20 protein-coding genes are annotated in these 19,133 nt (G+C 68.4%); 10 read left to right on the top strand and 10 right to left on the bottom strand.

The genetic code is table 11. From position 1 onward, the window contains the following. Window positions 1-18 precede the first annotated feature (18 nt). From glpX to ACIQF0_RS29125, 5 genes are all read left to right on the top strand, one after another. Entirely contained in the window at window positions 19-1,059 is a 1,041-nt protein-coding gene (gene glpX / locus ACIQF0_RS29145) for a class II fructose-bisphosphatase (RefSeq protein ID WP_319980272.1), read from the top strand. Between the two features lie 132 nt (window positions 1,060-1,191). Continuing rightward, the gene (locus ACIQF0_RS29140; protein ID WP_360037875.1) at window positions 1,192-1,962 is read left to right on the top strand and encodes a serine protease; all 771 of its coding nucleotides are present in this window, start codon (window positions 1,192-1,194) and stop codon (window positions 1,960-1,962) included. 142 nt (window positions 1,963-2,104) lie between these two features. Then, window positions 2,105-2,665 (top strand): L,D-transpeptidase, encoded by a 561-nt coding sequence (locus tag ACIQF0_RS29135; RefSeq protein WP_401034463.1) that lies wholly within the window; start codon window positions 2,105-2,107, stop codon window positions 2,663-2,665. A 9-nt stretch (window positions 2,666-2,674) separates the two neighbouring features. After that, on the top strand, window positions 2,675-3,082 hold the full coding sequence (locus ACIQF0_RS29130) for a L,D-transpeptidase (RefSeq protein ID WP_360037881.1): 408 nt from the start codon (window positions 2,675-2,677) through the stop codon (window positions 3,080-3,082). 56 nt (window positions 3,083-3,138) lie between these two features. Continuing rightward, window positions 3,139-3,549 (top strand): L,D-transpeptidase, encoded by a 411-nt coding sequence (locus ACIQF0_RS29125; protein WP_401034460.1) that lies wholly within the window; start codon window positions 3,139-3,141, stop codon window positions 3,547-3,549. Here the strand turns inward: ACIQF0_RS29125 and ACIQF0_RS29120 are convergent. After that, a complete protein-coding gene (locus ACIQF0_RS29120) occupies window positions 3,546-4,517 on the bottom strand; it encodes a Glu/Leu/Phe/Val dehydrogenase dimerization domain-containing protein (protein ID WP_401034457.1) in 972 nt (323 codons plus the stop codon). The genes ACIQF0_RS29125 and ACIQF0_RS29120 overlap by 4 nt on opposite strands. 110 nt (window positions 4,518-4,627) lie before the next feature. Here ACIQF0_RS29120 and ACIQF0_RS29115 point away from each other — a divergent pair, with 110 nt between their 5' ends. Beyond that, complete coding sequence (locus tag ACIQF0_RS29115; protein WP_093602793.1) at window positions 4,628-5,089, top strand: Lrp/AsnC family transcriptional regulator; 462 nt, start codon at window positions 4,628-4,630, stop codon at window positions 5,087-5,089. Window positions 5,090-5,116: 27 nt separating this feature from the next. Here ACIQF0_RS29115 and ACIQF0_RS29110 read toward each other — a convergent pair whose 3' ends face one another. After that, complete coding sequence (locus ACIQF0_RS29110; RefSeq protein ID WP_360037890.1) at window positions 5,117-6,085, bottom strand: NAD(P)/FAD-dependent oxidoreductase; 969 nt, start codon at window positions 6,083-6,085, stop codon at window positions 5,117-5,119. A 63-nt stretch (window positions 6,086-6,148) separates the two neighbouring features. Between ACIQF0_RS29110 and ACIQF0_RS29105 the strand changes: the two genes are divergently transcribed. After that, on the top strand, window positions 6,149-7,543 hold the full coding sequence (locus ACIQF0_RS29105) for a class II fumarate hydratase (RefSeq protein WP_401034453.1): 1,395 nt from the start codon (window positions 6,149-6,151) through the stop codon (window positions 7,541-7,543). A 56-nt stretch (window positions 7,544-7,599) separates the two neighbouring features. Here the strand turns inward: ACIQF0_RS29105 and ACIQF0_RS29100 are convergent, their stop codons facing one another. After that, the gene (locus ACIQF0_RS29100) at window positions 7,600-8,271 is read right to left on the bottom strand and encodes a hemolysin III family protein (RefSeq protein WP_401034450.1); all 672 of its coding nucleotides are present in this window, start codon (window positions 8,269-8,271) and stop codon (window positions 7,600-7,602) included. A gap of 77 nt (window positions 8,272-8,348) precedes the next feature. On the opposite strand from ACIQF0_RS29100, the gene ACIQF0_RS29095 reads away from it, so the two are divergent. Continuing rightward, window positions 8,349-9,131 carry an isoprenyl transferase gene (locus tag ACIQF0_RS29095; RefSeq protein WP_401034447.1) on the top strand — a complete coding sequence of 261 codons (783 nt, stop codon included), beginning with the start codon at window positions 8,349-8,351 and terminating at the stop codon, window positions 9,129-9,131. 62 nt (window positions 9,132-9,193) lie between these two features. Here ACIQF0_RS29095 and ACIQF0_RS29090 read toward each other — a convergent pair whose 3' ends face one another. Beyond that, a complete protein-coding gene (locus ACIQF0_RS29090; RefSeq protein WP_360037914.1) occupies window positions 9,194-9,460 on the bottom strand; it encodes a hypothetical protein in 267 nt (88 codons plus the stop codon). Window positions 9,461-9,549: 89 nt separating this feature from the next. Further along, a complete protein-coding gene (locus tag ACIQF0_RS29085) occupies window positions 9,550-9,807 on the bottom strand; it encodes a hypothetical protein (RefSeq protein WP_360037917.1) in 258 nt (85 codons plus the stop codon). 229 nt (window positions 9,808-10,036) lie between these two features. Here ACIQF0_RS29085 and ACIQF0_RS29080 point away from each other — a divergent pair, with 229 nt between their 5' ends. Then, window positions 10,037-11,287 (top strand): DUF885 domain-containing protein, encoded by a 1,251-nt coding sequence (locus ACIQF0_RS29080; protein WP_401034443.1) that lies wholly within the window; start codon window positions 10,037-10,039, stop codon window positions 11,285-11,287. 400 nt (window positions 11,288-11,687) lie between these two features. After that, the gene (locus tag ACIQF0_RS29075; RefSeq protein WP_396425150.1) at window positions 11,688-12,980 is read left to right on the top strand and encodes a PhoH family protein; all 1,293 of its coding nucleotides are present in this window, start codon (window positions 11,688-11,690) and stop codon (window positions 12,978-12,980) included. 61 nt (window positions 12,981-13,041) lie between these two features. Here the strand turns inward: ACIQF0_RS29075 and ACIQF0_RS29070 are convergent, their stop codons facing one another. From ACIQF0_RS29070 to ACIQF0_RS29050, 5 genes are read right to left on the bottom strand one after another with little or no spacing between them, the layout of a single operon-like run. After that, complete coding sequence (locus ACIQF0_RS29070) at window positions 13,042-13,812, bottom strand: ABC transporter permease (protein ID WP_360037926.1); 771 nt, start codon at window positions 13,810-13,812, stop codon at window positions 13,042-13,044. After that, the gene (locus ACIQF0_RS29065; RefSeq protein ID WP_401034439.1) at window positions 13,809-14,762 is read right to left on the bottom strand and encodes an ATP-binding cassette domain-containing protein; all 954 of its coding nucleotides are present in this window, start codon (window positions 14,760-14,762) and stop codon (window positions 13,809-13,811) included. The genes ACIQF0_RS29070 and ACIQF0_RS29065 overlap by 4 nt, the downstream gene beginning before the upstream one ends. A 4-nt stretch (window positions 14,763-14,766) precedes the next feature. Next, window positions 14,767-16,206, bottom strand: a complete 1,440-nt coding sequence (locus ACIQF0_RS29060; RefSeq protein ID WP_330271018.1) for a GuaB1 family IMP dehydrogenase-related protein — start codon at window positions 16,204-16,206, stop codon at window positions 14,767-14,769. 60 nt (window positions 16,207-16,266) lie between these two features. Next, window positions 16,267-17,532 carry a GNAT family N-acetyltransferase gene (locus ACIQF0_RS29055; protein WP_401034436.1) on the bottom strand — a complete coding sequence of 422 codons (1,266 nt, stop codon included), beginning with the start codon at window positions 17,530-17,532 and terminating at the stop codon, window positions 16,267-16,269. A gap of 19 nt (window positions 17,533-17,551) precedes the next feature. Then, a complete protein-coding gene (locus ACIQF0_RS29050; protein WP_401034433.1) occupies window positions 17,552-19,081 on the bottom strand; it encodes an ATP-dependent DNA ligase in 1,530 nt (509 codons plus the stop codon). Window positions 19,082-19,133 lie beyond the last annotated feature (52 nt).

The raw sequence follows: 19,133 nt of genomic DNA, 5'->3' as shown, positions 1-19,133 counted from the left end.
GTCGCATGGAGGCGCGCAATGGTGAACACCCCCGCGGAACGACGTCGCGAAGCCCCCGACCGGAACCTGGCATTGGAGCTCGTGCGCGTCACCGAGGCGGCGGCGATGGCCGCGGGCCGGTGGGTGGGGCGCGGCGACAAGAACGGCGGTGACGGCGCGGCCGTCGACGCGATGCGCAAGCTCATCCACACCGTCTCGATGCGAGGCGTCGTGGTGATCGGCGAGGGCGAGAAGGACGAGGCGCCCATGCTGTTCAACGGCGAGGAAGTGGGCAACGGCGAGGGCCCCGACTGCGACGTCGCGGTCGACCCGATCGACGGCACCACGCTGATGGCCAAGGGCATGCCGAACGCGCTGGCCGTACTGGCGGTGGCCGAGCGCGGGGCGATGTTCGACCCGTCCGCCGTGTTCTACATGGAGAAGCTCGCCGTGGGCCCGGAGGCGGCCGACGTCATCGACATCACCGCGCCGCTCGCGGAGAACATCCGCCGCGTCGCGAAGGCCAAGCACAGCGACGTGTCCGACGTGAACGTGTGCATCCTCGACCGGCCCCGGCACGAGCAGATCGTGCAGGAGGTCCGTCAGGCCGGCGCGCGCATCCACTTCATCTCCGACGGCGACGTGGCCGGCGCGATCGCCGCCGCGCGCCCCACGTCGGGCGTGGACATGCTCGTGGGCATCGGCGGCACCCCCGAGGGCATCATCGCCGCGGCGGCCCTCAAGTGCGTCGGTGGAGCCATTCAGGGCCGGTTGTGGCCCAAGGACGACGAGGAGCGCGAGAAGGCGATCGGCGCGGGCCACGACCTGTCCCGCGTGCTCACCACGAACGATCTCGTCTCGGGCGACAACGTGTTCTTCTGCGCCACGGGCGTGACCGACGGCGACCTCCTGCGCGGTGTGCACTACCGGGCGGGTGGCTGCACGACGCAGTCGATCGTCATGCGTTCCAAGTCCGGCACCGTGCGCATGATCGACGGCTTCCACAGCCTGCACAAGCTGCGCGAATACGCCTCGGTGGACTTCGACCTGCCCGAGGCCGCGCAGCAGCCGCTGCCGTAGTCGTACTGTGAATCTGTGAACCGTTAACGGAGGGTCACCCTCCGAGTGACCCTAGTGACCAAGTCGCTTTCGTCCTTAGTTTCCGTCCTGACCCCGGCAACCCTGCGCCGGGTTCAGGAAAGGAACTCAACGATGAGGGCACGTTCGTTGTTCTCCGCATTCGTCGTGGCCGCGGGCGCTCTGCTCGCCTCGGCCGCTGCGGCTACCGCGGCTCCCGCTCCCACCGCTGACGGCGACGTCTCGCCGATGATCGTCGGTGGCGGCAACGCCTCACAGGTCTACCCGTTCATGGTCTCCCTGCAGAGCACCTCGGGTAGCCACTTCTGTGGCGCGTCGCTGGTCAAGGCCAACTGGGTCGTGACGGCGAAGCACTGCGTCCAGGGCTCGTCGGCGTCGTCGATCCGCACCCGGATCGGCACCACGAACCGCACCAGCGGCGGCACCACGACCGGCGCCTCGCGGATCATCACGCACCCGTCGGCCGACCTGGCGCTGGTGCAGCTCAACACCTCGGTGAGCCAGGCCCCGATCACCATCCCGACCTCGTCGGGCGCCGTCGGCACCGCGACCCGCATCATCGGCTGGGGCCAGACGTGCCCCGTCCGCGGTGCCTGTGGTGCTCCGGTCACCCTGCAGGAGCTCAACACCTCGATCGTCGCGGACAGCCGTTGCTCCGGCATCAGCGCCGCTTCGGAGATCTGCACCAACAACACCGACGGCAACAAGGGCGCCTGCTACGGCGACTCGGGTGGCCCGCAGGTGAAGTCGGTCGGCGGCCGCTGGGAGCTCATCGGCGCGACCAGCCGCTCCGGTGGCGGCGCGAACTGCGCCCAGGCTCCGTCCATCTACGTGGACGTCGCGTACTACCGCTCCTGGGTCAACACGAACGTCGGCGGCCTGTAACCCGCTGGTCCGGTAACCCGGTAAACGCATTCCGAGGGCCCGTCTCCCAATTCGTTATGGGAGGCGGGCCCTCGCCGTTGCAACCTGAGCCCTCCTCCCGTCGTCTACTTCGGCAAGGGATGGACCAACCAGGGGGTGCGCGATGAGGATGCTGCTCGTGGCGGTCGCGTTGATGTCGGTGGCGGGGTGCGCGCAGGGGGCCGTGCACGCCGAGACTCCAGCGGCGCCACCATCTTCGTCGTCTACAGCGCCGTCTTCAGGAGCGCCGTCTTCGGAAGCGCCGCCTTCCACGCCCGCGCCGACGTCGTCGGAGGCTCCTCCCCCGCCGCCGCCACCGCCGCCCGTCGTGAAGCCGACGCCGTGCACCATCAGCGACGGCGCGTGCATCCAGCTCTCCACGAACCAGACGTGGGTCGTCCGGGGCGACAAGATCGTCTACGGCCCGACGCCGATCACGCACGGCCGCAAGGGCTTCGAGACGCCACTGGGCAACTTCCCGGTGCTGCGCAAGGTGAAGGACGAGTGGAGCCGGCCTTACAACGCGCCGATGCCGTGGTCGACGTACTTCACCGAGAGCGGCATCGCGTTCCACGAGGGCTCGCTGACCGTGCCGTCCCACGGCTGCATCCACCTGGACCCGCCGTCGGCCCAGTACTACTTCACCAACCTTTCGATTGGCGACACCGTCCAGGTGGTCTCATGATCACCAACCATGAGAGTTCTGGCCGTCACGGCCCTGTTCCTGCTTAGTTTCGCGGTACCCGCGCAGGCTTCCGGCTGCACCGTCTACAACGGAGCGTGCGTCCAGAAGCACACGAACCTGGCCTGGCTCGTCACGAACGGCGCGACGAGCTACGGCCCGGTCCGGATCAGCCACGGCAAGCCGGGCTTCGGCACGCCCGTCGGCAACTTCCCCGTGCTGCGCAAGGTGAAGAACGACTGGAGCGTCCCCTACAACGGCCCGATGCCCAACGCCGTCTACTTCACCACCGACGGCATCGCGTTCCACCAGGGCGACCTGAACTCCCAGTCCCACGGGTGCGTCCGCCTCACCTGGGGCGACTCCGAGGTGTTCTACAACAACCTCTTCCCCGGCGAACGCGTCCAGGTACTTCCATAGAAAGATGATTGAGATCACCCCATCGTGGTTACTCCACTACCGAGGGGTGATGAGAGATGCGAGTTCTGATCGCGACGGTGCTCCTGATCCTCGGCTTCGCTGTTCCCGCACAGGCTCAGGCGGGATGCACCGTCTACAACGGAGCGTGCCTGGAGAAGCATTCCAACCAGGCATGGCTCGTCTTCAACGGCAACACGAGCTACGGCCCGGTGCCGATCAGCCACGGCAAGCCGGGGTACGAGACCCCGGTCGGCACGTTCTCCGTGCTGCGCAAGGTGAAGAACGACTGGAGCGTCCCGTACAACGGCCCGATGCCGAACGCGGTGTACTTCACCACGACCGGCATCGCGTTCCACCAGGGTGACACCGCTGTCCAGTCGCACGGCTGCATCCGGATGTCCTGGGACGCGTCGCTCGTGTTCTACGACAACCTCATGGTCGGCGAACAGGTGCAGGTCCTGCCCTAACCGACCGGTTTGAAGGCCTGGCCGGCACCGGCCAGGCCTTCGAGCAGCCTTTCGACCGTCGTCTCGATGCGGTCGACCCTCTTCAGCGCGGTCTCGTGGTCCGCCCCGTCGTCCTCCCTGGCCAGCGTGTAGATCACGCCGCCGGCGCTGGCGACGTGATCAGGCACCCAGACGATGCCGCGCTCGTCCAGCAGTCCGGCCACGTCGTCTTCGGTGAGCTGATTGTTGGCAGGCCCGACGATCAGCCTGACGTCGAGGTGTCGCACGGTTTCCGGGCTGAGCACGCCACCCACCGCAGCGGGGATCAGCACGTCGGCCTTGACCTTGTACGCCTCGTCGGGGTGCACCCAGCCGAACTCGCCCGTCCGCCTGCTCTCGTCCACATCGGACACCACGACGTCGGCGTTCTTCAGGTTTCGGGCGATCAACTCGCCCACTGAGCCGAACCCGCTGATCACCACCTTCTTGCCGGTGAGGTCCGGTGTCCCGAAGACGTGCCGCGAGGCCGCTTTCAGCGCCGCCAGCACTCCTCGCGCCGTGGGCCCGCTGGACGAGCCCGTGCCGCCGTGCTCCTCCGGCAGGCAGTAGGCGTGCGGAGTCAGTTCCCGGAGGACCAGCATGTCGTCCGGTCCCGTCCCGACGTCCGGACCGGCCTGGTAGGCGCCGCCGAACTCGTTGATCAGGTCGGCGTGGTCGAGCAGCACCGCGCGCCGCAGTTCCGGGGTGACCTCCTGGTCGACCACGATCACGCTCTTGGCTCCACCGTGCGGAATCCCGGCCGCCGCGCACTTCAGCGTCATGGCCTTGGACAACCGCAGCACGTCCGTGATGGCGTCGGTGATCCGCGCGTACGGCTTCATCCGGCACCCGCCGACCGCCGGCCCGGCCTCGGTCGAGTGCAGGGCGACCATGGTGGTCATCCCCGACCGCCTCCCCGTGCGGACGACGAGCTGTTCGTGCTCCCACATCTGCGTTCCTCCCCGAACTTCGGTCAGCCTCTGGCCTCGAAGTTAGGGTGAACACCAGTGCTCGATGTGCTTCGCCGAACGATATTCGGCACGGTGACGTGGAGAACGAGATGGATGAACTTGATTCGGCGATCGTGCGGGAACTGCAGCGCGATGCCCGGCAGTCGAACCGCGACATCGCCCGCAAGGTGGGCGTGGCACCGTCGACGTGCCTGGAACGCACCCGGCTGCTGCGCGAACGGGGCGTGATCCGCGGCTACCACGCCGACATCGCCCCGTCCGCGCTGAACCGGGGCGTGCAGGCGCTGGTGTCGGTGCAGGTCCGCCCGTTGAGCCGGGCCGTGATCGACGCCTTCAAGGCGTTCACCGTCGGGCTGCCCGAGGTGACCGCGGTGTTCGTGATGGCGGGCAGCGACGACTTCGTGATCCACGTGGGCGCACAGGACAACGAGCACCTGCACGCGTTCCTGGTCGACAGGCTGAGTCAGCGCAAGGAGATCGTCGGCTTCCGCACGTCGATCATCTTCCAGCACCTCGCGAAGCACGACCCGGCACCGCTGCCGGAGGCCTGACCGCAGCCGGTCAGGCCTCCGCGCCGGTCAGCTGCCGTCGCTCGAGTGGCCGGGGAACAGGTGCGCCGACGGGTTGAGCACCACCGCGATGTTGTTGACCGCGGTCGCCGCCTCCCCGAAGCCCGTCGCGATGAGCTTGACCTTGCCGGGGTACTGCGCGACGTCGCCCGCCGCGTAGACCCTGTCCAGCTTGGTCTTCATCGTGGAGTCGACGAGCACGGCGCGGTGGTCGAGCTCGAGGCCCCACGACTCGATCGGCCCGAGGTCGGCGGTGAAGCCGAGCGCCGCGACCACGGTCTGCGCGGGCAACGTCCGCGCGTCGCCGCCCTTGACCTTGATGTCCACTTCGGACAGTGGTTCGCCGCGCAGTGCCAGCACCTCGGCGTCGGTGATGATCTCGACCCCGAGCTCCCGCACCTGCCGCACGGTGGCGGCGTGGGCGCGGAAGTTGGCCCTGCGGTGCACGATCTTGACGCTCGCGGCGATCGGGTGCAGCGCCAGCGCCCAGTCGAACGCCGAGTCGCCACCGCCCACGATCACCACGTGCTGCCCGGCGTGCTCGGCCAGCACCGGCACGAAGTGGACCATGCCGCGCCCCAGCCAGCCGTCGCCCGCTGGCAGCGGACGCGGGTTGAACTCGCCCATGCCCGCCGTGATCAGCACGGCCTTCGTGGTGATGGAGGAACCGTCCGCGAGTCCGACCCGCAGACCGTCCTCAGTGGACTCGCAGGTGCGCGCCTGACGGCCGAGCAGGTAGTTCGGCTTGAACTGCCCCGCCTGCTCCACCAGTCCGTTGACGAGGTCCCGTCCCCGGACAGCGGGGAACCCGGCCACGTCGAAAATCATCTTCTCCGGATACATCGCGGTGACCTGGCCGCCGGGCTCCGGCAGCGCGTCGACCACTGCGACGTTCATTTCCCGGAAGCCCGCGTAGTAAGCGGCGAACAACCCCGTGGGACCAGCTCCCACGATGAGGAGGTCGACGTCACGCTCCATGAGTGGTGCCCTTCTGCCAGTGGTGGGTGGCAGTGCTGTGATCGACGATAGAGACTCGGAGGTATGTCTGAACAGGAGTACCGCGTCGAGCACGACACGATGGGTGAGGTCCGCGTGCCGGTCGACGCATTGTGGCGCGCCCAAACACAACGCGCGGTCGAGAACTTCCCGATTTCCGGTCGAGGCCTGGAGCGAGCCCAGATCAGGGCGCTGGGCCTGCTCAAGGCGGCGGCGGCCCGAGTGAACGCCGAGCTCGGTGTGCTCGACGCGGACCTGGCCTCGGCCATCGCCACGGCGGCCGACGAGGTGGCCGCCGGCCAGTGGGACGCCCACTTCCCGGTCGACGTCTTCCAGACAGGGTCCGGCACGTCCTCGAACATGAACGCCAACGAGGTCATCGCCACCCTGGCCACCCGTGCGCTCGGCAGCGACGTCCACCCGAACGACCACGTCAACGCCTCGCAGTCGTCCAACGACACGTTCCCGACGACCCTGCGCGTGGCCGCCACCGAGGCCGTGGTGACCGACGTGATCCCGTCCCTGGAACACCTGCTGGGCGTCCTGGAGTCACGCGCGTCCGAGTGGTCCGACCTGGTCAAGTCCGGCCGCACGCACCTCATGGACGCGGTCCCGATCACGCTGGGCCAGGAGGCGGGCGCCTGGGCGGCCCAGGTCCGCTACTCCGTGGAACGCCTGCGGGCCTCGATCCCGCGCCTGGCGGAACTGCCGATCGGCGGCACCGCGGTGGGCAGCGGCCTGAACGCCCCCGCGGAGTTCGGCGCTCTGGTCGCCACCGAACTGGCCAAGGCCACCGAACTGCCACTGGTGGAGGCCCGCGACCACTTCGAGGCCCAGGCCACCCAGGACGGCGTGGTCGAGATCTCGGGCCAGCTCCGCGCCACCGCCGTAGCCCTGTTCAAGATCGCCAACGACCTCCGCTGGCTCGGCTCCGGCCCCCGCACCGGCCTCGGCGAACTCGCACTCCCCGACCTCCAGCCGGGCAGCTCGATCATGCCGGGCAAGGTCAACCCGGTGATCTCCGAAGCCACGATGATGGTCGTGGCCCAGGTCATCGGCAACGACGCCACCGTCGCGTTCGCCGGCTCGCAGGGCAACTTCCAGCTCAACGTGATGCTGCCGGTCATCGCCCGCAACGTCCTGGAGTCGTCCCGCCTGCTCGCCGCCGTCGCCCGCCTGCTGGCCGACAAGGTCCTCACCGGCACCGAGGCCCAGGCCGAGCAGATGCGCGAGTACGCCGAATCGTCCCCGTCCATCGTCACGCCGCTGAACCGCTACATCGGCTACGAGGAGGCGGCGTCGATCGCCAAGCAGTCGTTGAAGGAGCGCAAGACCATCCGCGAGGTGGTGCTGGAGCGCGGCCACGTGCCGGGCAAGCTCACCGAGGAACAGCTGGACGCGGCGCTGGACGTGCTGCACATGGCGCGCGGCGGCCGCTGAAAAACCTGAGTCCGGTGCCGGAACTCGGCACCGGACTCGGCTGGCTTGAGCGAAAATCAGGAGTACATCGCGAGCCAGATGGCGATGTAGTGACAGATCGCCGCAACGACAGTCGCGGCGTGGAAGAACTCGTGATACCCGAACACCTGCGGCCAGGGATTCGGCCACCGGGTCGCGTAGAACACCGCACCGACGGTGTAAAGCGCCCCGCCCACCAGCAGCAGCACCAAAGCAGCGACCCCGGCGTGGTGCAGCAACTCAGGCAGCACGAACACGGCCACCCAGCCCAGGGCGATGTAGATCGGCACCCCGAGCCACCGCGGCGCGTGCGGCCAGGCCAGCTTCAAGGTCACGCCCAGCAGCGCGCCGATCCACACGACCCAGAGCACGGTCGAACCGGTCCCCGGATCCATCGCCAGCAGCGCGAACGGTGTGTAGGTGCCCGCGATGAACACGAAGATCATCGAGTGGTCGAGCCGCTTCATCCACGTGCGCACGCGCTCGGACTGCCACGTCACGCGGTGGTACAGCGCCGAGACGCCGAAGAGGCCGAGGACTGTCAGGCCGTAGACGGACGTGGCCAGGGCAGCGCGCGCGGACACTGTGGACGCCGCTAGAGCGATGAGCGTCGCGCCTGTCGCCACCGAGGCGATGAACGACCAGAGGTGCAGCCATCCACGCAGGCGCGGCCGCAGTCCGGGCTGAGGAGGAACGGTCGCAGTGGTCACAGGGTCCTAGGTTACGCGACCGTAGGTTTCCTACCGCGACTCAGTGATGAACGTTGCACGGCGTACGCTGTTCGGACGTGGCACTCCGCACCCGTGTGAAAGACGTCGCTATCCACTTCTACGAGTGGATTCTCCGCCGCGAGCTCAGCGCGAACACGCAGGTGCCCAAGCACGTCGGCGTGGTTCTCGACGGCAACCGCAGGTGGGCCAGGGAAGCCGGGTTCACCGATGTCGCGCACGGGCACAGGGCCGGCGCTCGCAAGATCCTCGAGCTGCTCGACTGGTGTGGTGACGCCAAAGTGGAGGTCGTCACCCTCTGGATGCTGAGCACCGACAACCTCAACCGCGACACCGACGAGCTCGGGCCGTTGCTCGACATCATCGCGGACATCACCGACGAGCTGGCCGAGGACGGCAAGCCGTGGCGGGTCCGGCACGTCGGCGCGCTCGACATGCTGCCCCGGGAGCACGCCGAGCGGCTCACGAACGCCTCGAACAGGACCAAGAACCGCACGGGCATCCAGGTCAACGTCGCCGTCGCGTACGGCGGGCGGCAGGAGATCGCGGACGCCGTCCGGAAGCTCCTCACCGCGCACGCCGAGCGCGGCGGCACCATCGAGGAACTGGCAGAGGTCCTCGACGTCGACCACATCGCGGAGCACCTCTACACGTCCGGGCAGCCCGACCCCGACCTGATCATCCGCACGTCCGGTGAGCAGCGGCTCTCCGGCTTCATGCTCTGGCAGTCGGCGCACTCGGAGTTCTGGTTCTGCGAGGCCTACTGGCCCGGTTTCCGGCGCACCGACTTCCTGCGGGCCATGCGCGAGTACGCCAAGCGCCACCGCAGGTACGGCGGCTGACACGACACGACGAAGGGGCGCCCACCGCGAGGTGAGCGCCCCTTCGAGCGTTGGGGACGAGATCAGTCGTCCCAGCCCCACTCGGCGCCGTCCTCGATGCCGCCGGCCGCGCAGGTCTCCGTGATGGAGGGCGAGTTCACCGGAACCGCTCCACCGAGCACCGCGACGTTGTTGCCACACGCACCCAGAACACCGTTCAGGTTGTTGGCGTTACCCGCGATGAGCAGCGGCGCGTTCTCCCAGTGGTGGCCCTGAACGGCCATCGCCGGCGAACCAACAGCAAGGAACGCGGCAGCCACACCGAGAGCGGCGCCAGCCTTCTTCAGCACGATATTTCTCCTCATGAAGGTTTAAACGGGGAAAAACGCGTCTGGGGGCGCCAGAAATGACGCCCCCAGACGTACAGCTAAAAGGGAGATCAGCCCTCGTCGACGATGCCGCCGGCGGCGCAGGTCTCGGTGATCGACGGCGAGTTGATCGGCACGGCGCCGCCCAGGACACCGACGTTGTTGCCGCAGGCACCGACCGTGCCGTTGAGGTTGTTGCCGTTCAGCAGAACCAGCAGGGGGCCGTTCTTCCAGTGGTGTCCACCGTGGCCCTCGCCGGCCATGGCGGCCGGGGCGAACGCGAGCGACAGCGCGGCTGCAGCGGCAACCACGGCACAGGCCTTCTTCATGTGATTCTCCTTCATGTCGGGTTATCCCCGTCATTTCCGGAGTCTTCGGGGATCTCCGGAGCGGTGGGGTCTCCGGGCGGAAACGCTATAGGCATTGATCTCGAATGGCGGCCCGCGTGACCCCATTGTGTGACGCCAAGATCAACAACATTCCCCGATCAGGTGGTCGTCGATTCACGATTCGGTCGCGAGTAAGGCGCTGTGGTAGACGCTCTAAGCTCTCCGGCTCATGGACGCCAACGAGCTGGTGCGCGGCTACCTGGTGCTGGGGCTGCGGCTCGGGCGCCTGGTGTCCGGGTTCGTCGACTCGTACACCGGCGACCCGGCTCTGAGCCGCGCCGTCGACAACGAGCCGCGCCTGCACCCCAGGGCGCTGGGAGACCACGCGCGCCTGCTGCGCAGGGAGATTCCCGGCAGCGACCTCACTGAGCAGCGCAAACAGTTCCTCGACGCGCATCTGGCGGCACTGGAGTGCACCGCGCGCAAGCTCGACGGGGAGCACATCTCGTTCGTCGACGAGGTCCAGCGGTACTTCCAGGTCCGCATCCGCCCCGGCGACGAGGACGCGTACGCGCAGGCCCACCGCAACCTCGGCGCCGTGCTCGAGGGACCGGGCTCGCTCGCGGACCGCCTCGCCGACTTCCGCGACACCGACGAGGTGCCCGCACGCAGGCTCCAGGGCGTCGTACAGGCCCTGTCGAGCGCTCTGCGGGACCGGGTGCGCCAGAAGTACGCGCTGCCCGAGCAGGAGATCGTGGAGTACCAGATCGTCACGAACAAGCCGTGGAGCGGCTTCAACTACTACCTCGGCGGCTACCGCAGCAGGGTCGCGATCAACGCCGACATGGGCCACCGCATGTCGAACCTGCCGCACCTGGTCGCGCACGAGTCCTATCCGGGCCACCACACCGAGCACTGCCGCAAGGAGGCGGGCCTGGTCGCCAAGCGCGGCCACGCGGAGCAGTCGATCTTCCTGATCAACACGCCGCAGTGCCTGATGGCCGAGGGCATGGCGGACCTCGGCCTGCACGCCGCGGTCGGGCCTGGCTGGGGCGTGTGGACGGAGCGGATCCTCGGCGACCTCGGGTTGCGAATGGACGGCGAACTGTCCGAAAAGGTCGAGTCGGCGGCATCGGGCCTGCTCACGGTGCGGCAGGACGCCGCTCTGCTGCTACACGATCGGGGTGCGGATCAGGATGACGTGGTTGCGCATCTGCGCAGGTGGCTGCTAGTCCCCGATCGTCGCGCACGGCAAATGGTCCGTTTTCTGGCCGATCCGCTGTGGCGCGCGTACACCACGACATACGTCGAAGGGGTACGTCTCGTGCGGGCCTGGCTCGACGTCCGCGCGCCCGGTGAATCGCTCGACGACCGCTATCTGAGGCTTCTCGACGAGCCGCTCGTGCCGAAATCACTCGAATCCCAGGTCAGGGACGGTGTCTCGTGGCTGGCGCACAACACCCACGAGAACAGCATCTGACCAGCAAAAACACGGCTGCGGTCACGTTTCGGGTTGTTTTCGGGCAGATGACAAATCGGGATTCACCTGTGTGGCTTCGTGCAGATGGGGCACTTCCGCAGGTAACTTCGAAAGCGGCGGGACGCGACCACTGCGGACCGCGCAGGGAGGCTCTGATCGTGGCAGACAACGTCGCGAGGGGGCCGGCACCCGGCCCTCGTGGTCGACCTGCCTGACGCCACACCGGCGGAGGGCAAGACGATCAATCAGGGTGGTGCCTGGCCCAGCGAGGAGCGGACGCGGGTGCCGCGTTCGTGAGGGAGTTGCCGTGAACGCACGACGTCCCGCGAGCCGTTCCTCAGGCTCATCGCGCAGTTCTTCCTCCCGGCGCAAGTCCGCCGCCCCAGCCATCACGACATATGTGCTGGACACGTCGGTACTGCTGTCCGATCCTCTCGCCGCCACCCGTTTCGCGGAGCACGAGGTCGTGCTCCCGCTCGTGGTGATCAGCGAGCTGGAGGGCAAGCGCCACCACCCCGAACTGGGCTGGTTCGCGAGGGAAGCCCTGCGACTGCTCGACGACCTGCGCTTGCGGCATGGTCGCCTCGATTCGCCGATCCCCATCGGGGATCTGGGAGGCACCTTGCACGTCGAGCTCAACCACTCCGACCCGGAGGTGTTGCCATCAGGTTTCCGAACGGACTCCAACGACGCCCGAATCCTCGCGTGCTCCCTCAACCTCGCTGCTGAGGGGCGCAACGTCACCCTGGTGACGAAGGACATGCCGCTGCGGGTCAAGGCCGGATCGGTCGGCCTGCAGGCGGAGGAGTACCGGGCGCACGACGTCACCCTGTCAGGCTGGACGGGAATGTCCGACATGGACGTCCCGCAGTCCCTCGTGGACACCCTGTTCAAGGAGAACGTCGTCGACCCCACCCAGTACGAGGACCTGGAGCAGATCGCGGAACTGCCCTGCCACACCGGAATCCGGTTGCTGGCGGGCACCTCGAGTGCGCTGGGCCGGGTGACCGCGGACAAGCAGATCAAGCTGGTGCGCGGAGATCGGGAGGCGTTCGGACTGCACGGGAGGTCCGCCGAACAGCGGATCGCACTGGATCTGCTGCTGGACTCCGAAGTCGGCATCGTCTCGCTGGGCGGGCGTGCGGGCACCGGCAAGTCGGCACTGGCGCTGTGCGCCGGTCTCGAGGCCGTGATGGAGCGAAGGCAGCACCGCAAGGTCGTGGTGTTCCGGCCGTTGTACGCGGTCGGTGGCCAGGAGCTCGGCTACCTGCCGGGTAGCGAGAACGAGAAGATGGGGCCGTGGGCGCAGGCGGTGTTCGACACCCTCGGCGCGCTGGTGAGCCAGGCGGTCGTGGAAGAGGTGATGGACCGCGGAATGCTCGAGGTCCTGCCCCTCACCCACATCCGCGGCCGCTCGCTGCACGACTCCTTCGTGATCGTGGACGAGGCGCAGTCGTTGGAGCGCAACGTGTTGCTGACCGTGCTGTCGCGTCTGGGCAGCAACTCGCGGGTGGTGCTGACGCACGACGTGGCGCAGCGCGACAACCTGCGGGTCGGCCGGCACGACGGCGTGGCGGCGGTGATCGAGAAGCTGAAGGGCCACCCGCTCTTCGCTCACGTCACGCTGACGCGTTCGGAGCGTTCGCCGATCGCGGCCCTCGTCACCGAGATGCTGGAGGACTACGCCTCGTAGTTCCGTGAACGAGAACGGCCCCGCGCATCCGTTGCGCGGGGCCGTTCTTCGCGTGGGGGGCTCAGTCCAGGGCCCGTTTCATGAAACCGCGCAGGCCGAGCCCGCCGAAGCCCGCGATCGCGAGGACGAGCACGCCCAGGACGATCGGCAACGGGATGTGCGGCACGTCCGGCACCAGTTCCGCGCGCATGCCCTCGCTCACGTACGTCAGCGGGTTGAGCGCGCAGATCACCTTGAACCACAGCAGGTCGTCGCTCAGCGACCGCCACGGGAACTGAGCGGAGCCCGTGAACAGGATCGGGGTGAGGATCACCGCGAACATCACGTTGACCCGGCGCGCGGGCACCGACGTGCCGATGACGAGGCCGACACTGCCACCGGCGAGACAGCCGAGGATGATCACCAGCAACGCGCCGGGGATTCCCGACCACGCCCACGACACGTCGAGCATCACGAAGCCGACGGGCACCATCAGCACGGCCGCGAAGAACCCGCGGATCGCGCCGAACACGATCTTCTCCACCGCGACGAGAGGAATCGAGATCGGCGCGAGCAGCCGGTCCTCGATCTCGCGCGTCCACGAGAAGTCGAGCACCAGCGGGAGCGTCGTGTTCTGCAACGCACCCAAGAACCCGTTCATCGCGATGATGCCGGGCAGCAGCACCTGCGCGAAGTCGTTCTGCACGTACCCGATGTCCCCCAGCACCTTCGCGAAGATGAAGAGGATGAAGAACGGCTGGATGATCACCTGCGCGAGGAAGCTCGGCAGCTCGCGGCCCGTGACGAAGACGTCGCGCCACAGGATCGCCTGGAACGTCCTGAGTTGGCTCACCGAAGCTCCCTGCCGGTCAGGTGGATGAAGACGTCTTCCAGGCTGGGCTTGCCGATCGCGACGTCGCTGACCGTGACGTCGAGGTCCCGCAGGACGTTCAGCACGGCGGGCAGCGTGATCGAGGTGTCGCTGTCGGTGTAGACGCGGAACACGTTGTTCAGGTCCTCGACCCGCTGCACACCCTCCACTTCGGACAGTCCCTGGGTGATCTTGGCGGGCTCGCTGCCGTTCGGGCTCACCGTGACGCTCACGGTGTTGCTGCCGGGCAGGCTCTTCGTGAGCTCTTCCGGTGTGTCCAGGGTGAGCAGCTTGCCGTGGTCGACGATGCCGACGCGGTCGCACAGCTTTGTGGCCTCGTCCATGTCGTGCGTGGTGAGCACGACGGTGACGCCGTCCGCGTGCAGTGCGGCGACGCGTTCGTGGACGAAGAGCCTGGCCTGCGGGTCGAGTCCGGTGCTCGGTTCGTCGAGGAACAGGACCTTGGGACGGTGCATCAGCGCACGGGCGATCATCAGCCGTTGCGCCTGACCGCCGGACAACGTGTCGACGAGCGCGTTCTGATGGTCCTTGAGGCCCATCCGCTCGAGGATGTCGTCGGCGAGCGCCTGCCGTTCCTTCGGGCCGATGCCGTGATAAGCCGCGTGGAACAACAGGTTCTGCCGCGCGTTGAGCGACCGGTCGAGGTTGTTGCGCTGCGGCACGACGGCCAGCAACTGCCGTGCGCGCTTGGAGTCGGCCACGACGTCGACGCCCTCCACGAACGCCTGCCCCGAGGTGGGGCGGACGCGCGTGGTGAGGACACCGACCGTGGTCGTCTTGCCCGCGCCGTTGGGCCCGAGCAATCCGAAGACCTCACCCCGGCGGACCTCGAAACTCAATCCGTCCACCGCGGGTTTTTGTCCCGTTTTATAGACTTTGCGGAGATCTCTTACCGAGACCGCTTCGTCCACTTTTTCACCATCCCCCTGGCAACGGCCTTCCTTCCGCGAATCCAGCGGCGGACTGGATGCCGAGCACAGCCTTGTCGTGGAATTCCTCCAGCGAGTTCGCACCGGCATACGTGCAGGCCGAGCGAACGCCGGACGTTATCGCATCGAGCAGGTCCTCCACGCTCGGGCGCACCGGGTCCAACCGCATTTTCGACGTGGAGATGCCCTCTTCGAACAACCCCTTCTTGGCCCGGTCGAACGCGTTGTCGCTGCGCGTCCGCGCTGTCACAGCGCGCTTCGACGCCATTCCGAAGGATTCTTTGTAGAGGTTCCCGCGCTCATCCCGCTGCAGATCCCCAGGCGACTCGTAGGTGCCCGCGAACCAGCTGCCGACCATCACGCTGCTGGCCCCGGCAGCCAACGCCAGCGCCACGTCGCGTGGGTGCCGCACGCCGCCATCGGCCCACACGTGCTTGCCGAGCCTGCGCGCCTCCGCCGAGCACTCCGCGACGGCGCTGAACTGCGGCCGGCCCACGCCGGTCATCATCCGCGTGGTGCACATGGCGCCGGGCCCGACACCGACCTTGATGATGTCCGCGCCGGCCTCGACCAGGTCCCGCACGCCCTCCGCGGTGACGACGTTGCCCGCCGCGACCGGCACGCTCGGGTTCGCTTCCTTCACGGCCTTGAGCGCCGCGATCATCTTCTCCTGATGCCCGTGCGCGGTGTCCACGACCAGCACGTCCACGCCGGCCTTGATCAACGCTTCGGCCTTGGCCCGCACGTCCCCGTTGACCCCGACCGCGGCCGCGACGCGCAGCTTCCCGTCGTCGTCCTTGGCCGGCTGGTAGACCTCGGCCCGCAGCGCCGTCAGCTCGGTCAGCACTCCCCTCAGCCGCAGCGAGTCGTCCACGCCCAGCGCGATCTTGTGCGCGCTGTGGTGAAGCTCGTCGAACACGTCCTGAGGCCGTGAGTCGAGCGACAGCTTCAGCACATCGGTGTTCATGACATCGCCAAGGCGCGCGAACCGGTCCACGCCCGTGAGCGCGGCCTCGTCGACAACGCCGAGAGGCCGCCCACCGTCGTCCACGATGACAACAGCCCCGTGCGCCCGCTTGTGCAACAGGTTCCAGGCGTCCGCCACGGCGTCACGCGTCGTGAGCGTCAACGGGGTGTCCCAGACGGGATGCCGCTCCTTGACCCACGCGATGATCTCCGCGACGGCCTCGGTGGGCACGTCCTGCGGGATGACGACGAGCCCGCCCCGCCGCGCGATGGTCTCCGCCATCCGCCGCCCAGCTACGGCCGTCATGTTCGCGACGACGATGGGGATCGTGGCCCCGGTGCCGTCCGAAGTGGAGAGGTCGACGCCGAACCGGGACTCCACGGCACTGCGGCCGGGAACGAGGAAGACGTCGTCGTAGGTCAGGTCGTAAGAGGGTCGATGCCCTTCGATGAACCGCACGTGCTTCCACGATACGCGCCACGTCTCACTTGGGCAGCCGGTCTCACGCGGGCGGACGCGTCACGGCTGCCAGATGTAGCCGGTGGCCGTGGTCACCACGACGAACCCGAGGCGTTCCAGGATCGGCCTGCTGTCCTCCGTCGCGTCGACCTGCAGGTACTTCACGCCCCGTTCGATCGCGACGCGCGCACGGTGCGCCACGAGAGCGCGGTAGATGCCCTTACCTCGCCATGGCGCGAGCGTGCCGCCGCCCCAAAGCCCGCCGAACTCGGTGCCCGGCACGATCTCCAGCCGCGCGGACGACACGACCTGACCGCCGGCTTCCGCGACCACGACGACCGTGTTGGGGTCGTCCTGCTTGTCCAGCAGGTAGTCGACGAGCCAGCTGCTGTCCCGCTCGAACACCTCGGTGGCCGTGGCGGCCAGCCGCTGGAAGTCGGCCTGGTCCCTGGTCTCGCGCAGGACGATGCCGCCCTCGAGGTGGACCGGACCCGCCATCTCCTCGGCGCGCCCGATGAGCACGGTCTCGCGGCCATCGGAGACGAACCCGGCCGCCTCCAGCCGTTGCGGCAGGTCAGCGGGCTTGTCGTGGCCCCAGGTCTTCCACTCGACGGACTGCCCGCGCGCGGCGAAGAAGTCGCGCTGACGTGCGATCACCGCGTCCAGTTCGGCGCCCTCGAGGCTGAGGTTGGGCGGCCCCGCGACGAAACCGCGGCGGTGTTCCCAAGCGACCCGGAACACCTCCGAGTCCCGCACGGCGTCGGCATACGCCTCCCATTCGGAGGGTCGAGCCTGGGTGTCGAAGGCGCTGAGCAGCGCGGAAACGTCGGTCACTGGTTCGACGCTATCGCCGGGCCCTGGTGCCCGCACCCGATTTTCGAACCAGAACCGCCCGAGCGCGAGCACGCTGACCGGCCACTTCTCGGTGATCACGCGGTGCAGGACCGGGTGCTCGGATCCGGTGACGCGGGGCAGCCACTCGCCTGGTTCCCCGGCGAACGTCACCGGGGCGCCGTAGACCTCCGGCCAGGGCTCGACCACGTTGAGCAGGAGGCCTCGGGCGGGCACACCGCGCCAGCCGTTCTCCAGCTCGGAGGCGAGCTCGGCGCCGTCGCCGAAGTCGAGGACGGCCCAGACCTCGATCCGCACCGTTTCCCCGGTGTCGAGGCTGATCGGCAGGACCACACGGATCGTCATGCCGAAGTCCTGCACGGCGAGGACCCGGCCGTCGTACCAGCTCACGGTCGCGCCGCGGTCCAACTCCGTCCACTGCGCGAAGTCGTCCGGCTCGGCGTAGACGCGGCTGAGCTCCTGGTTCTCCCCCATGCCACCAAACCAGCGACGGTCAGTTCTCGGGATTCGGTTGTGCGGCAGGCAGAAGTGCCCTCACCTCCTCGATGGTCGTTGCTTCAGACGGGTCCTTGTCCGGGCGGTAGCGCACGACTCGGGCGAACCGCAGCGCGACGCCACCGGGGTAGCGCGGCGAGACCTGCACGCCGTCCAGTTCGATCTCGATCACCAGCTCCGGGCGGACCATGACCACCCAGTCGTTCTGCTCGGCGGCGATCTCCTGCAGGGCCTTGGTCTGCCACTTCAGCAGCTCGTCGGTGAGGCCCTTGAAGGTCTTTCCGACCATCACGGGCGGGCCACCGTCCGGGTCGCGGGCGCCCAGGTGCAGGTTCGAGAGCCAGCCGCGGCGGCGGCCGCTGCCCCACTCGACGCCGAGCACGACCAGGTCGAGCGTGTGCACCGGCTTCACCTTCTGCCAGGCCTTGCCGCGCCGGCCTGCCGCGTAGGGCGAGGCCAGCGACTTCACCATCACGCCCTCGTGGCCCGCCGACAGCGCCGCCGTGACGACGGCTGCCGCCTCCTCCGGCGACGGGTCCAGCACGCCGGGGATGACGTGCTCGCCCGCCACCTGCCGCAGTGCGGCGAGGCGGTCGCGCAGCGGCTCGTCGAGCAGGTCCTTGCCGTCGAGGTGCAGGCAGTCGAAGAAGTACGGGTGCAGCAGCAGCTCGCGTTCGTCCTGCGCGCCGAACCTGCTCATCGTCTCCTGGAACGGGCGCGGTCTCCCCTCGTCGGTCAGCGCCAGCGTCTCGCCGTCGAGCACCACCGACGTGCACGGCAGGCCTCGCACGAGTTCGACCAGCTCAGGCACAGTCTTGGTGATCTCGCGCAACGTGCGCGTGTAGACGTGGACCTCGTCGCCGGAGCGGTGCACCTGGATGCGCGCGCCGTCGAGTTTGTGCTCCACCACGACGCTGCCGAGCTCGGTCAGCGCCTCGTCCAGCGACTCCGCGGGCGAGGCCAGCATCGGTCGCAGGGGGCGCCCGACCTCCAGCCGGAACGCCTCCAGGACCGGCGCGCCGCCGTCCAGGGCGGCCACGGCCGTCTCCGGTAAGCGGCCGGACAGCATGAACGCGCGCCGCACCGTCTCGCCCGGCACGTCCGCGGCGGAGGCGATCGCGTCGAGCATCACACCCTCCAGCGCGCCCTGCCGGAGCTCGCCGGTGAGCAACCGACGTAAGAAGTCCTGCTCGGCCTCTGTCGACCGCCCGAACAACGCCGTCAGCAGGTCGACCCGGCGCTGCGCCGAGCCCTTGCCGGACGTCGCGGCCACCTCGGCGAGCGCGGCGTCGACCTCGGCGATCGTCAGTCCGGCACGATCGGCCGCAGGCACGGCCAGATCGACGACGGTGCGCCAGCCCGCACCGATACGACCCTGCCGCGGGGTGCCGATGAGGAACGACACCACCGCGACCACTACGTCCGCCGTCGCCGCGCGCAGCAACGCGGACAGCGCCTTGACCTTGGCCAGGCGCGACCGGGTCGCCGCGACGGCGGCTGACGTGTCGACCACTTCGGAGAGAAGCACGTGTTCAATGGTGCACCCCGGCACTGACAATTTCTGGAGGCGCGGGCTAGGC

Source organism: Lentzea sp. NPDC092896, assembly GCF_044754905.1.
In the GTDB taxonomy this organism is placed as follows: Bacteria; Actinomycetota; Actinomycetes; order Mycobacteriales; family Pseudonocardiaceae; genus Lentzea.
Note: the sequence above shows the minus strand (reverse complement) of the source record. Positions and strands in the feature narration are given on the sequence as shown.